16 protein-coding genes are annotated in these 13,009 nt (G+C 67.2%); 7 read left to right on the top strand and 9 right to left on the bottom strand.

Annotated elements, in window-relative coordinates:
* Positions 1-3 precede the first annotated feature (3 nt).
* The 7 genes from BST42_RS08265 to napA all read right to left on the bottom strand — a co-directional run bounded on the left by BST42_RS08265 (position 4) and on the right by napA (position 4,336).
* Positions 4-516: a DinB family protein gene (locus tag BST42_RS08265; protein WP_083118093.1), complete on the bottom strand. Its 513-nt coding sequence runs from the start codon at positions 514-516 to the stop codon at positions 4-6.
* Positions 517-585: 69 nt separating this feature from the next.
* Positions 586-1,233 (bottom strand): LON peptidase substrate-binding domain-containing protein, encoded by a 648-nt coding sequence (locus BST42_RS08260; RefSeq protein ID WP_083118092.1) that lies wholly within the window; start codon positions 1,231-1,233, stop codon positions 586-588.
* 2 nt (positions 1,234-1,235) lie between these two features.
* Complete coding sequence (locus tag BST42_RS08255; RefSeq protein ID WP_133057431.1) at positions 1,236-1,571, bottom strand: hypothetical protein; 336 nt, start codon at positions 1,569-1,571, stop codon at positions 1,236-1,238.
* Between the two features lie 68 nt (positions 1,572-1,639).
* Positions 1,640-2,788, bottom strand: a complete 1,149-nt coding sequence (locus BST42_RS08250) for a glutamate--cysteine ligase (RefSeq protein ID WP_083118091.1) — start codon at positions 2,786-2,788, stop codon at positions 1,640-1,642.
* Positions 2,769-3,515: a superoxide dismutase[Cu-Zn] gene (gene sodC / locus BST42_RS08245; RefSeq protein ID WP_083118090.1), complete on the bottom strand. Its 747-nt coding sequence runs from the start codon at positions 3,513-3,515 to the stop codon at positions 2,769-2,771. Before sodC ends, BST42_RS08250 begins: the two co-directional genes overlap by 20 nt.
* A gap of 10 nt (positions 3,516-3,525) precedes the next feature.
* Positions 3,526-3,987 carry a LytR C-terminal domain-containing protein gene (locus tag BST42_RS08240; RefSeq protein WP_083118376.1) on the bottom strand — a complete coding sequence of 154 codons (462 nt, stop codon included), beginning with the start codon at positions 3,985-3,987 and terminating at the stop codon, positions 3,526-3,528.
* Between the two features lie 40 nt (positions 3,988-4,027).
* Entirely contained in the window at positions 4,028-4,336 is a 309-nt protein-coding gene (gene napA / locus BST42_RS08235) for a nucleoid-associated protein NapA (protein ID WP_047328743.1), read from the bottom strand.
* 125 nt (positions 4,337-4,461) lie between these two features.
* Here napA and BST42_RS08230 point away from each other — a divergent pair, with 125 nt between their 5' ends.
* From BST42_RS08230 to BST42_RS08220, 3 genes are read left to right on the top strand one after another with little or no spacing between them, the layout of a single operon-like run.
* Complete coding sequence (locus BST42_RS08230; protein WP_083118089.1) at positions 4,462-5,055, top strand: peptide deformylase; 594 nt, start codon at positions 4,462-4,464, stop codon at positions 5,053-5,055.
* Positions 5,055-5,960: an N-acetylglutamate synthase, CG3035 family gene (locus tag BST42_RS08225; protein ID WP_083118088.1), complete on the top strand. Its 906-nt coding sequence runs from the start codon at positions 5,055-5,057 to the stop codon at positions 5,958-5,960. The genes BST42_RS08230 and BST42_RS08225 overlap by 1 nt, the downstream gene beginning before the upstream one ends.
* An 18-nt stretch (positions 5,961-5,978) precedes the next feature.
* Complete coding sequence (locus BST42_RS08220) at positions 5,979-6,791, top strand: exodeoxyribonuclease III (RefSeq protein WP_083118375.1); 813 nt, start codon at positions 5,979-5,981, stop codon at positions 6,789-6,791.
* A 1-nt stretch (position 6,792) separates the two neighbouring features.
* On the opposite strand, the gene BST42_RS08215 is transcribed toward BST42_RS08220, so the two are convergent.
* Positions 6,793-7,809 carry an NADP-dependent oxidoreductase gene (locus BST42_RS08215; RefSeq protein WP_083118087.1) on the bottom strand — a complete coding sequence of 339 codons (1,017 nt, stop codon included), beginning with the start codon at positions 7,807-7,809 and terminating at the stop codon, positions 6,793-6,795.
* A gap of 130 nt (positions 7,810-7,939) precedes the next feature.
* Here BST42_RS08215 and BST42_RS08210 point away from each other — a divergent pair, with 130 nt between their 5' ends.
* The 3 genes from BST42_RS08210 to BST42_RS29330 all read left to right on the top strand — a co-directional run bounded on the left by BST42_RS08210 (position 7,940) and on the right by BST42_RS29330 (position 10,212).
* Positions 7,940-9,388 (top strand): hypothetical protein, encoded by a 1,449-nt coding sequence (locus BST42_RS08210; protein ID WP_133057430.1) that lies wholly within the window; start codon positions 7,940-7,942, stop codon positions 9,386-9,388.
* Between the two features lie 79 nt (positions 9,389-9,467).
* A complete protein-coding gene (locus BST42_RS08205) occupies positions 9,468-9,776 on the top strand; it encodes a hypothetical protein (RefSeq protein ID WP_133057429.1) in 309 nt (102 codons plus the stop codon).
* Positions 9,777-9,834: 58 nt separating this feature from the next.
* Positions 9,835-10,212, top strand: coding sequence for a hypothetical protein (locus BST42_RS29330; protein ID WP_133057428.1), 378 nt, complete (start codon positions 9,835-9,837; stop codon positions 10,210-10,212).
* Here the strand turns inward: BST42_RS29330 and BST42_RS08200 are convergent.
* On the bottom strand, positions 10,172-11,875 hold the full coding sequence (locus BST42_RS08200) for an MFS transporter (protein ID WP_110918537.1): 1,704 nt from the start codon (positions 11,873-11,875) through the stop codon (positions 10,172-10,174). The two genes, BST42_RS29330 and BST42_RS08200, sit on opposite strands and share 41 nt — an antisense overlap.
* Before the next feature lie 269 nt (positions 11,876-12,144).
* On the opposite strand from BST42_RS08200, the gene BST42_RS08195 reads away from it, so the two are divergent.
* Complete coding sequence (locus BST42_RS08195; RefSeq protein ID WP_083118083.1) at positions 12,145-12,999, top strand: type IV toxin-antitoxin system AbiEi family antitoxin; 855 nt, start codon at positions 12,145-12,147, stop codon at positions 12,997-12,999.
* Positions 13,000-13,009: the final 10 nt, after the last annotated feature.

Genomic DNA, 13,009 nt, shown 5'->3' with positions numbered 1-13,009 from the left:
GTTTCAGACCCCGGCCACCCCGTCGATGCGTTCACGGATCAGGTCGGCGTGCCCGCAGTGGCGGGCGTATTCGGTCACCATGTGGGTGTAGATCCAGCGCAGACTCACCTCGCCGCCCATGAAGGGGCTGGTGTCATCGAGCGCCCGCGCCGCGCAGTTCGCACGCGCGTGCCTGACTTCGTCCTGCCAGATCTGCATGGCGGCGCGATATGACGACTCCGCCGACACTGCGAACCCACCGTCGTGCCCCTCCGGCTGATCGGCCGGTCCGAAAATCGGCGGCACGTTCTCGCCGACGAGTATGCGACGGAACCAGTTCCGCTCCACCTCCGCGGCATGCTGAAGCAAGCCCAACAACGTCAACGGCGACGGCGGCACCGACGCGAAGCGCAACCGGTCGTCGGCGAGGCCCTCGCATTTGGCGGCCAAGGTCGTGCGGTAGAAGTCCAGCCAACTCTCCAGTGTGGTGCGCTCATCGGCATTCAACGGCGGCATCGGCCGTTCCATCGACGTCATGTACCGATGGTGTCATCCCACCCCGACAGCCTCACCGCAGAGTCGGCCCGGGAGAAGACCGCGGAGCTCCTATTCCCCGTTCTCGTCGGAGGCGATCTGGAATTCGACCATGGCAGAGACTGTTTCGATCGCGTCGGCCAGCACGTCGACCCGCTCGGCGAGTGTCGGTGCCGCCAGGACCGCATACCGGTCGGCCTGTCCCATCGGCACCCTGGCGGCGAGCGCATAAATGTGCCGGGACGGATCGTCGGCGACCTCCGGCTCGACCGCGAGCGCATCGGGCCGCAGCCGCGCGCCCCGCGCGGAGACGATCCGCTCGAACAGAGCCAGCATCGCATCGACGATCTCGCCGATGCGTTCGTGGGTCACCGGTGGGCCCGGCTCGTCGGGCCAGGGTTCGATGACAGCGCGGGGATACGGGTCGTCGCTGCGCCACTCGCGCACCCGGATTCGTTCACCGACGACAGTGCCCAGTTGGTATTGGCCCATCCCGTGGTCGGCGTATTCGGTGATGCGGGCCAGCGCCCCGACGTCGCCGCGGACGTCGCCACCACCGACCTCGAGGCCGCGGGTGATCAGCACAACCCCGAATGCGGGATCGCTCATCTCCAGGCAGTCCCGCACCAGCTGCGAGTATCGCGGCTCGAAGATCCGCAGCGGCAACGGTTCTCCGGGCAGCAGCGCCGACTGCAGCGGGAACATCGGCTGGGCTGTCATAGCTACCGGATGCCCTGCCCCATGACGACATCCTTGACCGGCGCGCTGGGGTCGACGAATCCGCACAGCGCACTGGCCACTCCCGCCCACAGTTGCGGGTTCATCGAGACCAGCTGATTCCCGCTCTTCCCGATCGCCACGATCACTTCGCGCCGGGTCACGGTGTCCATGGTCAAGAACTCACGGCAGGTCGTGGTGAGCAGATCGGCGGGCACCATGCCCTTGCCCGCCTCGCCGGGGGTGGCCACCGGGGTTCCGGTGATCGCCTTGGCGCAACCGCCACCGGTCAGGACGACAGCCGTCGCCACCACCGCGAGTCCCAGTCGTCGAATCCTCATGGGCGCCTCCCTCGGGTCCATTGCACCACTCCTCCTCGGGCTTGCAGCCCGCATCGTCGTGACGCGGGCTAGATGTCCAGCTCCCCGACCAACGAGTCAACCACCGCGCGCAGATCGCCGCCGCTCTCCTCGGCGACCCGGTGCTGGCGCTGATAGGACGCGCCGCGTCGCGGAATGTCGGCGACCGCAGCCAATTCATCTGCGCAGTGCAGTGATTCGGCCACCGGCTGCAGCCGGGTCAGCAGATCGTCGAGGTCCTCGGTGACCAGCCGTTCATTGCTGTCGGCGTCGAGGATGATGATGGCGTCCAGACCGTACCGCGCGGCCCGCCATTTGTTCTCCTGCACGTGCCACGGCGGCATCACCGGCAACTGCTCACCGGCTTCCAGCCGGCGGTCCAGGTCGACCACCAGGCAGTGCGTCAGCGCCACCAGTGCCGCGAGCTCCCGCAGATTGGACACCCCGTCGAACACCCGCACCTCGATGGTGCCCAGATGCGGCGACGGCCGGATGTCCCAACGGACTTCGTTGATGTGGTCGATGATGCCGGTCTTCTTCTGGTCGTGCACGAACCGCTCGAACTGCCGCCAGGTCTGGAACTGGAACGGCAGGCCCGCGGTCGGCAACTGCTGAAACATCATCGCCCGGTTGCTGGCGTACCCGGTGTCCTCGCCTGCCCAGAACGGAGAGGAAGCCGACAGCGCCAGCAGATGCGGATACTGGTTGAGCAGTGAGGAGATGATCGGCATCACCTTGTGCGCCGACGACACCCCGATGTGCACATGCACACCCCAGATGAGCATCTGCCGTCCCCACCATTGGGTCCGCTTGATCAGCTCGGCGTAGCGCGGCGCGTCGGTGAGCTTCTGCGTCGACCACGACGCGAACGGGTGGGTGCCCGCGCAGAACAGCTCCATGCCGCGTCCGTGCACGATCTCGCGCGCGCTGCGCAGGGTGCCCTTGAGGTCGACCATCGCCTCGTCGACGGTGTCACAGACCCCGGTGACGACCTCGATGGTGTTGCGCAACAACTCTTTATGGACGTGGGGGCTCTCGCCGACATCGGCGATCACCTCGGCCGCCTCGTTGCTGAGGTCGCGGGTGACCGCATCGATCAGCGCGAACTCCCACTCGACGCCGAGTGTCGGCCGCGGTGACCCGGCGAAGTCGATGCGGCCGGGCTTCTCCGGAGGTGTTTTAGCCGGTGCCGACGACACCGCACGCCACCCGCTTGCCGGCGTCGCCGGTGGCCATCGTCGCTTCATCCGGGCCGGGCGCGCCGCCCTGGATCTGCTGGTAACGCTCCGGCGGGATGTTGGCGAAGTTGTCGGCGTCGGCGTGAATGATGATCGCGGTGCCGTTGCCGCCCAGCAGATCCTGCTTGGTGAAGGCGTTGGTCGTGGTCACCAGCATCGCCGAACCGTCCTCGCGCACCTGCAACGAGGCGAGGTCACCGCTGGCGGGATGTCCGCTGTGGCCGCCGGCCTGGAAGTGGCCACCCGCGGAGAGGAAGTCACCGGGCGCGCCGCCGGTCGGGGCGACGGAGTTGGGCTCGCACTTGGCGAACGAGTGCAGGTGCAGGCCGTGGAAGCCCGGCGCCAGCTTGCCGGTTCCGGTGGTCTGCACAGTGACCGTCGCGAAGCCGTCCTGGAACTCGAAGGTCGCCGCGGCGACCTGGGTGCCGTCGGGGGCCTTGATCTGTGCGGTCAGCGTGTCGGCGCTGGACGCGGACGCCTGCGGAGCCGCGTGGGTGTCCTCACCGTGGCCTGCGCCGTGGGTGCCCTCGCCCGCGGCGGCGGGCGCGGGGGATCCGGTCCACACCGGAGGGTTGGTTCCGGGCTGCGAGGCGATCGGTTCATTCGGGCTGCACGCGCTCAACACGGCGATGGGAGCGACGAACAGGATGGCGGCGGCAGTTCTGCGCGGGCTGACGGTCGTGACCATGAGCCGAAGCCTATCCGGTCACCAAAACGATCACGCCCGGTGGCTGCTCGGCGATTTCCGGGATTCTCGGCGCCACCGGCGCGTTGAGCACCTTGGCCACCGCCTCCGCGGCGGCCTGCTCCCCGTCGGTGGTGCCGTAATAGACCGTGGTCGCCGGCAGCGGCGGCACCTGCAGGTTGCTGGTCTCGGTGACATTCCAGCCGGCTTCACGCAGCCGGTCACCGATCCGGCTGGCGGCGCCTTCGCCTTCGCCGACGTTGAAAACCCGCACGTCGGCCTTGGGTGCCGGCGCGGCCGAGGTCTTGGAAGTCGTCGTGGTGACCGTCCGCGCCGACGTGTCGTCGCTGCTGTTGTCAGTGCCCGAGCCCATGGCCTGGAACCCGACCAGCAGGAAGATCACCCCGAGGAACAGCAGCACCATGACCATGGCGCGCAACGGCAGCCCGGCGGAATCAGGTACGCGGTCGTTCATCGCGCCCACTGTAACCAGCGGGTCCGCCACGGGAGAAAAATCAGGGGACCTCGAAGCCGAGTCGCCGCGCCGCACGCGCCTTCTGCCGGCTCGCCCGGAGCCGTCGCAGCCGCTTGACCAGCATCGGGTCGGCGGCAAGCGCCTCGGGGCGGTCGACAAGGGCGTTGAGCACCTGGTAATAGCGGGTGGCCGACATCGAGAAGAGTTCCTTGATGGCCTCTTCCTTGGCGCCGGCGTACTTCCACCACTGCCGCTCAAAAGCCAGGACGTCGTATTCGCGGCGAGTCAACCCATCGGGAAGGTCAGCGTCGTCATTGGACCGCTCGGCCCGTGCCATGGCGCCGTCCATTTCGATCTGTAGACCCTTTCGAAGACCTGCAAAAGACTTCCCTGTGCTCGGCGCTCATTCAATCACGGTTGTCCCGGTTGGGACGGCAGCCAAGCCCGCGCGTCGGCTGACTAAGCTTGCCGGTCATGGCGGTTAGACCAATCGTGATCCTGGGTGATCCCGTTCTGCACACCCCGACGCAGCCTGTGCCCGTCGCTGACGACGGTTCGCTGCCCGCGGATCTGGCCGATCTGATCACGGACATGTACGACACGATGGACGCGGCCAACGGAGTCGGGCTGGCGGCCAACCAGATCGGCGTCGGCAAGCGGTTGTTCGTCTACGACTGCGCCGACGAGCGCGGGAAGACCACGCGCCACCGCGGAGTGGTGATCAATCCCGTGTTGGAGACATCGGAGATTCCCGAGACCATGCCCGACCCCGACAACGACGACGAGGGCTGCCTGTCGGTGCCGGGCGAATCGTTTCCACGCGGCCGCGCCAAGTGGGCGCGAGTCACCGGCCTGGACGCCGACGGCAACCCGGTCACCCTGGAAGGCCACGACCTGTTCGCCCGCATGCTGCAGCACGAGACCGGCCACCTCGACGGGTTCCTCTACGTCGACCACCTGATCGGCCGGCATGCCCGCGCGGCGAAGAAGACGGTGAAGAAGAACGGTTGGGGGGTGCCCGGCCTGACATGGACGCCCGGCGAGGTACCCGACCCGTTCGGTCACTGATGACCAGCCTGCCGCCCGTCGGCAGTCGAGTGAGCATCCGCTACCGCCTGCAGGCGGGCACCACTCCGCCGATGTCCGACGTGATCGGTGAGCTGCTGGCGCAGGAACCGGTGATCGTGGTGCGCACCAAGTCCGACGGAGTGGTGGAGGTCCGCCACGCTGATGTGGTCGCGGTACGGGAGCTCAGCGGGGTTCCCGTGCGCACCTCCGAGATCCGCAACGTCGAGCACGCGGCGGCGCTGGCCTGGCCGGGCACCGAGCAGAGCTGGCACGACGGCTGGTTGCTGCGGGCCGCGGGCGGCTACACCAGCCGCGCCAACTCGGCTGTACCCCTGGACTTCTCGTCGAACATCACCGCCCTGCCCGCGATCGTCGACTGGTACGCGCAGCGCGACCTGGAGCCGTGGCTGGCGCTGCCGGAGCGACTGCTGCCGGTTCGCGCCGACGGCATCAAGCACACCCGGGTGATGGTCACCGACGTTACCGCCACCGCGCCGGACGCGGCGGTGACCTTCCTGCCGAGCCCGGATGCGGCCTGGCTGGGCTGCTACGAGCGCGAGGTGCCGCCCGAGGTACTGACGGCGGTGGTCGACGGCGAGGTCGTCTTCGCCTCGACGGCCGGTGCCGCAGTGGGCCGGGGCGCGATCACCACCGCCCCGGACGGCACCCGCTGGCTGGGCATCTCAGCCGTCCACGTCGACTCCGCGCACCGCAGGCGCGGACATGCCCGCCGGCTCTGCCTGGCCCTGCTCGACTGGGGCGCGCAGCGCGGCGCCGACCGGGCGTATGTACAGGTGTTGAGCGACAACTCGGGCGCGATCACGCTGTATCACTCGCTCGGTTTTCGACTGCATCATCACCACCGCTACGTCGATGCCCGGTCTCTGAGCCCCCGTACGCTGTAGGCCATGTCCGCCGACGTCTTGCGCCTGGCCACCTGGAACGTCAATTCGATTCGCGCGAGGGTGGACCGGGTCGTCGACTGGCTCGGCCGCGCCGACGTCGACGTGCTGGCCATGCAGGAAACCAAATGCGCTGATGACCAGTTCCCCACCATGCCGTTCCTGGAAGCCGGCTACGAGGTGGTGCACTGCGGGTTCAACCAATGGAACGGCGTGGCGATCGCCTCGCGTGTCGGCTTCGACGATGTCGAGGTCGGCTTCGAGGGGCAGCCCTCGTGGGGCAAGGACGACGATGCCAAGGCCGAGGCCCGCGCCCTGGCGGCCACCTGCGGCGGCGTGCGGGTGTGGAGCCTGTATGTGCCCAACGGCCGCACCCTGGCCGATCCGCACTATCAGTACAAGCTGGAATGGCTTGCCGCTCTTCGCAATACAGCCGAGTCATGGCTGCACGACGACCCGCAGGCCCCGATCGCCCTGGTCGGCGACTGGAACATCGCGCCGATGGACGACGACGTCTGGGACATCTCGGTATTCGACGGCGCCACCCACGTGTCGGAACCGGAACGCAAGGCGTTCAACGCCATCGTCGAGACCAGGTTCACCGACGTGGTGCGCCCGTTCACGCCCGGCCCCGGTGTCTACACGTACTGGGATTACACCCAGCTGGCGTTCCAGAAGCGTCGCGGCATGCGAATCGACTTCATCCTGGGCTCACCGGCGTTGGCCGAACGTGTGACACACGCAGAGATCGTCAAGGACGAACGCCGCCCGGGCAAGAAGGGCGATCCCTCCCCCAGCGACCACGCACCGGTGCTGGTGGATCTGCAGCGCTGACTCAGCTGGACGGTTCGCTGACCTTCACCAGCATCTTGCCGATGTTGGCTCCGGTGAACAGTCCGTTGAGCGCGTCGACGCAGGCTTCCAGACCGTCGAATACGGTTTCGCGGTGCACCAGCTTGCCCTCGGACTCCCAGCGGCGCAGATCGGCGAACGCCTCATCGAAACGGCCCCACATGTCCAGGGCGTTGAACCCCTGCATCGAGGCGGTCTTGGCGAGCAGGTTGACGTAGTTGGCCGGACCGGGATGCTCACCGGTCAGGTAGCTGGAGATGACCCCGCACAGCACGACTCGGGCCTTGGGGGCCAGCCGGCCCAGCACGGCGTTGAGGATCGGCCCGCCGACGTTGTCGAAGTAGACGTCAACACCCTTGGGACAGTGCTGTTTCAATGCGGCAGGGATGTCGTCGTTCTTGTAGTCGATGCAGGCGTCGAAGCCGAAGTCCTCGACCACCGCCCGGCACTTGTCCGGTCCGCCGGCGATGCCGACGACCCGGGCACCGGCGATCTTGGCGATCTGCCCGGCCACCGAACCGGTGGCGCCGGCCGCCGCCGACACCACCACCGTCTCTCCCTCTTTCGGACGGCCGATGTCGGTCATCCCGAAATAGGCCGTGGCCCCGGTCGGCCCGTACACGCTCATGATGGCCAGCTGATCGGTCTCACCCGGGATGGGCGTACTGAACAGGTCGTCGCGGATGACGGCGTAGTCCTGAAAGCCGGTCAGGGTGGTGACGATGTCGCCCACCGCGAACGCGTCGCAGCGCGACTCCACCACCTCACCGATACCGGCGGCGCGGATGACCTCGCCGAGTTGCACCGGCGGCAGGTAGCTCGGCTGATCGTCCAGCCAGGTGCGGACGGCGGCATCCAGGCCCACGTAGGTGGTGCGCAACAGCGCCTCCCCCTCGGCGAGGTCGGGTGCGTGCGAGGTGACCAGCTCGGTGTCGGTCGACTGCACCAGTCCCGAGGGGCGGCGGCGAAGGAGGATCTGGCGGTTCGTCAGCGCGGGCACGGTCAGTGAAGCTACCGAAGGCAGCGCCGATTCGGAGGCCAGTTGGGACAGTCACGATACTGCCGCAGGACACGCCACCACTGCCCAGCAAACGGCGAAGACGTTCCATCATCGCGGTCAGGATGATTTGATGGCAATGCCACGGCCGTCCGTGGCGGTCAAGGGGGAGGTCTCGGTGCGCCGCGCAACCGCAATGTTCTGTTACAAGCCTGCAGCTTTCACCGCAGCCGTCGCCCTGTCGATGTCGACGTTGTTCGCCGGGATACCGGTGAGTTCCGCCGACCCGGACGATGGCGACGGTGGCAGCAGCTACGACGACGGCGGCGGCTACGACGGCGGCGGTTATGACGACGGCGGCGGCTACGACGAGGGCGGCGTGGATTTCGACGACCCGGGCGACGTCGACGACGGCGGCATTAACGATGCGCCCGAGGCGGACGACCCCGCCGACGAGGACGCACCGGACTCGCCCGGCGAGGACCAGCAGGAGCCCGAGCAGGCGCCGCAACCCACGGGCGAGGACCCTGGCACCGAGGACGAGCGGCCCGACGGCGGACCCCAGGAGCCGTCGGGCGCCGAAACCCCGGAGCCCTCCGCTCCGGAGACGCGCAGCCCGGACGACGAACCGAATCCGACCGCCGACCCCGACGACGAACCGGACGCCGAGCCCAAGCCGGACACTGCCGAGGTCCCGCGCGACGATGGCACCACCGCGCGGCGCGGCCGGGTCGTCGGCCCGAAGACGACGACCAGAGGTGCCCGCTCCTACGCCAACAAGGTGAAGTCCGCCGTCCCGCGACCGGCCCGCTCCAGGGGCGGGCGGCTGAACAGTCCGGTCAAGAAATGGAACTCGCGCTGGACCTCATACGACCGGTACTACCGGCCGGTCTTCATCAACCCGTACCAGGCCCCGCTGCGGGTGGTGTACGAATCCGGTGGTACGCCAAGGACATTCACCGTTCCACCGCTGCAGCGAGCTGTCATCGACACCCCAGGACCCGGGGTCTACAGCTTTACCGCATCGACCGAAACCGGCTCGGCCCCACCGACCAACATCTCGGTCGGCAGTTTTTCCGGCGGCGGTTTCAAGCCCGCGCCCGGGCAGGCGCCCCCGCAGAAGCCGGCACCGCTGAACATCGTCAAGAACGCCCTTGTCCAAGTCACATTCGACCAGGGCACCTCCGCGCCGTTCCGAGTGCGCACGCTGACGGATCTGGGTAAGGACCCCGCCGTCGGCGATGCCACGCGAGTTCTTCTCGATGGCGAGATTCCCGCCTGGGGTCAATGGTCGAAGGACGAACACGGCGAGGCGCTGTTCCAGATCTCCCGGACACAGCTGTTGCCCGGCGTCGATCCGCCGGCTCAGGATCCGCTGCCCGGCTACGACATCAAACTCGTTGCGGGCCAACAGCCGTCCCCGGCACAGGCGCAACAACACAACAACCGCACGCTGTTGATCGGCGGCGGGATCGCCGCGGTCGTAGTGGTTCTGGCCGGTGTCGCCATCACCGTCGTTGTGGTCCGCCGGCGCCGGACCGCCGATGCGCCGACGAGTGTGGACATCTCCCACGACGGGTGATCGGCCCCGTAGGTGTCCTCGTCAGCTGTCGCCGGGTAACCGGTGAGTGAACATTCGGCGATTCGGGTGGCGACCGTCGGTGAGCGGCACAACCATGGTCGAGATGGGGTCGTTTGTGTCGGTGTACGTCGACTGGGCAGCGACGGTGGAGCACGTTCGTGCGGTCGCCGGGAAACTTCCGATGCCCGTCGGCGTTCAGGGCATCAACGTTGTCGAGGCCAGCGACACGTTCGGCTGCCGGATCGCCGTCGATCTGACCGGTGACTTCGACGAACAACGTGACGGTCCCCGCATCGCCCGTTCCTTCGCAGCCCAGCTCTCCGATGCGCTCGCGGTCCCGGCGTTTGCGCTTCGTGACCTCATCTTGGTCGGCCGTTCGGATTCGTGATTCGTAGCCGTTCTCGGCTCGTCACGGTCCGTTCGAGCGGGTGTGCTGGGCTCAGAGGGTGAGCTCGGACCTCAGCATCCCGATTCCGAAAAGCACTGCGCATCAGGCGTTGACTTGTATCGACGCGCTCATCGAAGAGTATCGACGGCAGCGACCGTCCGGCGGGTCCAGGACGGTCGGCGATCTCCTCGAGTTCCGGGAGGCGATCGCGCAGAGCATGCGCGCCTCGCGGGACCGCACCGCCCGGATGGGCGCGTTCACCCTGTCCAGGATCTCCGACCGCCTCACGGCATGCGCGCAGGCCGAAGTCGGGCCTGCCGAACTGCAGGCCGCAATGTGGCGCACCGCGGGACGGTTGCATCGCTGGGTCGCTGAGGGGACCGCCCCGCCGCCGGCTACTCGGACGTCGTCGTCGCGGGCGCCTGGTTTTCGGTGACCTCCGCGCCGCCGTAGCGGCCCGGATTGAACAGCGAGGCGATCGCACCGATCACCATCATCAGCGCGGCCGCACCGAACACCACCACCAGCCCGGAGTGGAACGGCCCGGTGATCAGGTTCGGGAAGAAGGTCTGCCCGGTCAGCACGTCGGCGTTGACGCCTGGCTGATGCAAGGCGTCGTAGGGTGCCAACAGTTCGGCAATCGGGTTGTAGCCCAGGAACGCTGCGAACAGACTTCCGACGGGCGGCAGATTGGCCACGTCGTGTGCGACCGATGCCGAAACACCCTGCGCCTGTAGACCTTCGCTCATCGCGCCCGGAAGCGTCTGGGCGAGCCCGACGATCATCAGCGAGAAGAAAATTCCGATCGACAGCGATGAGCCCGCGTTGAAGAACGTCGCTCGTACGCCGGAGGCCGCGCCGCGCTGGGAGGCAGGAACGCTGGACATGATCGCCGCCGTGTTGGGCGCGGTGAAGATGCCGCCGCCGAGACCGTTGAGGAACACCAGAACCGCGAACACCCAGTAGTTGAAATTGACTGGAATCATCAGCAACGCAACGAATGTCACCGCCATCAACACCATCCCGCCGACGGTGAAGGGCCGCGCGCCGAATCGGTCCGCCAGCGAGCCGGCGATGGGAGCGGCCGCGAGGAAGCCGAATGTCGCGGGCAACAAGTAGATACCTGCCCACAGCGGAGTCGATTCGAAGCTGTAGCCGTGCAACGGAAGCCAGATGCCCTGCAACCAGATGATCAGCATGAACTGCAGGCCGCCGCGGCCGACCGAGGACATCAGCCCGGCGAGGTTGCCCATGCCGAAGGCCGCCGACCGGAACAGCCTGATGTCGACCATCGGCTGTGCGACCCGCAGTTCGATGAAGCAGAACGCCACCAACAGCAACAGGCCGCCGACGATCGAGCCCAGCACCATCGGGCTCGTCCAGCCGGTCGTGGAATCACCGTACGGCTGAATGCCATAGGTGATCCCGATCAGGAGCACGGTCAGCCCCACACCGAAGGTGATGGTGCCTGCCCAATCGACCCGGCCTGGACTGCGCACACCGAGTTCCTTGAGGGAACGCACGCTCCAGAGGGTGCCGATGACGCCGATCGGCACACCCACCCAGAAGATCGCCTGCCAGTGCACCTCGGAGAGCACACCGCCGATCAGGAGGCCAAGGAACGAGCCGGCGACGGCGGCGACCATGTTGACGCCCAGCGCCATGCCGCGCTGGTTGGCCGGGAAGGCGTCGGTGAGGATGGCCGATGACGACGACATCAGCATCGCGCCGCCGACGCCCTGGACCACTCGCCAGGCGATCAGCCAGATCGCGCCGCCGTCGAGGTGGAACGGGTCGAATGACAGCGCGATGGCCGCCAGGGTGAACACGACGAAGCCGATGTTGTAGATCCGCACGCGGCCGAACATGTCGCCGAGCCGGCCGAACGGCACCACCAGCACGGCGGTCACCACCAGATAGCCCATCAGCATCCACAGCAGGTAGCTGACATTGCCGGGAGCCAGCGGGTTGAGCCCGATACCCCGGAAGATCGCGGGCAGGGAGATCAGGACGATCGAGGCGTTGATCGACGCCAGCAGGATGCCCAGCGTCGTGTTGGACAGGACCACCCACTTGTAGTGCGGGTGGTCGTGGTCCATCCGACGGCGGCGCCGGTCGGTCTCGGCCAGGGCCGGGTCAAGCTCGGTCGTCACGGGCAAATCTCGTTTCGTGTGCAATCGTCCAGCAAAAAGCAAAGGGCGCCTTCCGGCGCAATAACGCATATGTTAGCTATACAAATCATTCAGAGCCAATCGTTGGTCCCGCTCGAATTTCACGTTTTGCAGCCAAAGATCGAGTAGGCAACGGCAAAAGGTGAAACTCGACGCCTTCGTCCTGCGATGTCGGTCCCCGATGACATCCTCCCGGCATGGCCAAGCGGGAGGTGTTCATCGGCCGCGAGGCGCTGACCGATGGTCGGCTCACCAGGAGTGAATTGGCCCGCTGGTACGAGCCGCTCTTTCGCGGCGTGTACGTACCCAAGGACTCGACCGTTACGTTGTGGCATCGCGCGAAGGCGGCGTGGCTGGCGACCGGCCGGCAAGCGGTGATCACCGGCGTGGCTGCCTCCGGCCTGTACGGCGCGAACTGGGTCGACCCCCACACCACCATCGAGCTGATATCGCCGCGGCATGCCCGGCCGCAACCGGGTTTGGCCATCCGCCAGGAGTCGATCGCAGCCGACGAGATCACCACCGTCTCCGGCATCCCTGTCGTCGTGCGCGCCCGTGCGGCGTTCGACCTGGGCCGGCATCTGCCGCGCGGCGAAGCCGTCGCCCGGCTGGACGCGCTCATGCGAAACCAAGTGTTCTCAACTGAGGACGTTCTCATCCTCACCAAGCGATATCCCGGAGTGCGCGGAATGAAGCGCTTGGCCGATGTACTGCCCCTCATCGATGGCGGAGCGGCCTCGCCGCAAGAGACGCGACTACGGCTGCTGTACGTCGACGCCGGCCTGCCACGTCCTACCACTCAAGTCCCCGTCCTGGACGGGTGGGAGGCGGTACGCATCCTCGACATGGCTTGGGAGGAATTCCGCGTGGGCTCGGAGTACGACGGGGATGTACACCGCACGAATCGTCGTGCTTATGTGAAGGACTTTCGCCTGCGTCCCAAGCTGGAGAGCCTCGGCTGGGCGGTCGACCACGTCATCAAGGAAGATCGCGACGGCGAGATCATCGCGCGTGCTCGAACACTTCTTCTGTCCCGCGGCTGGCAGCCCTGAGCAAGAGCCC

It is taken from the genome of Mycolicibacterium rhodesiae, assembly GCF_002086695.1.
GTDB lineage: Bacteria > Actinomycetota > Actinomycetes > Mycobacteriales > Mycobacteriaceae > Mycobacterium > Mycobacterium rhodesiae.
The sequence above is the reverse complement of the archived record's forward strand: the minus strand, read 5'-3'. Positions and strand labels throughout refer to the sequence as shown.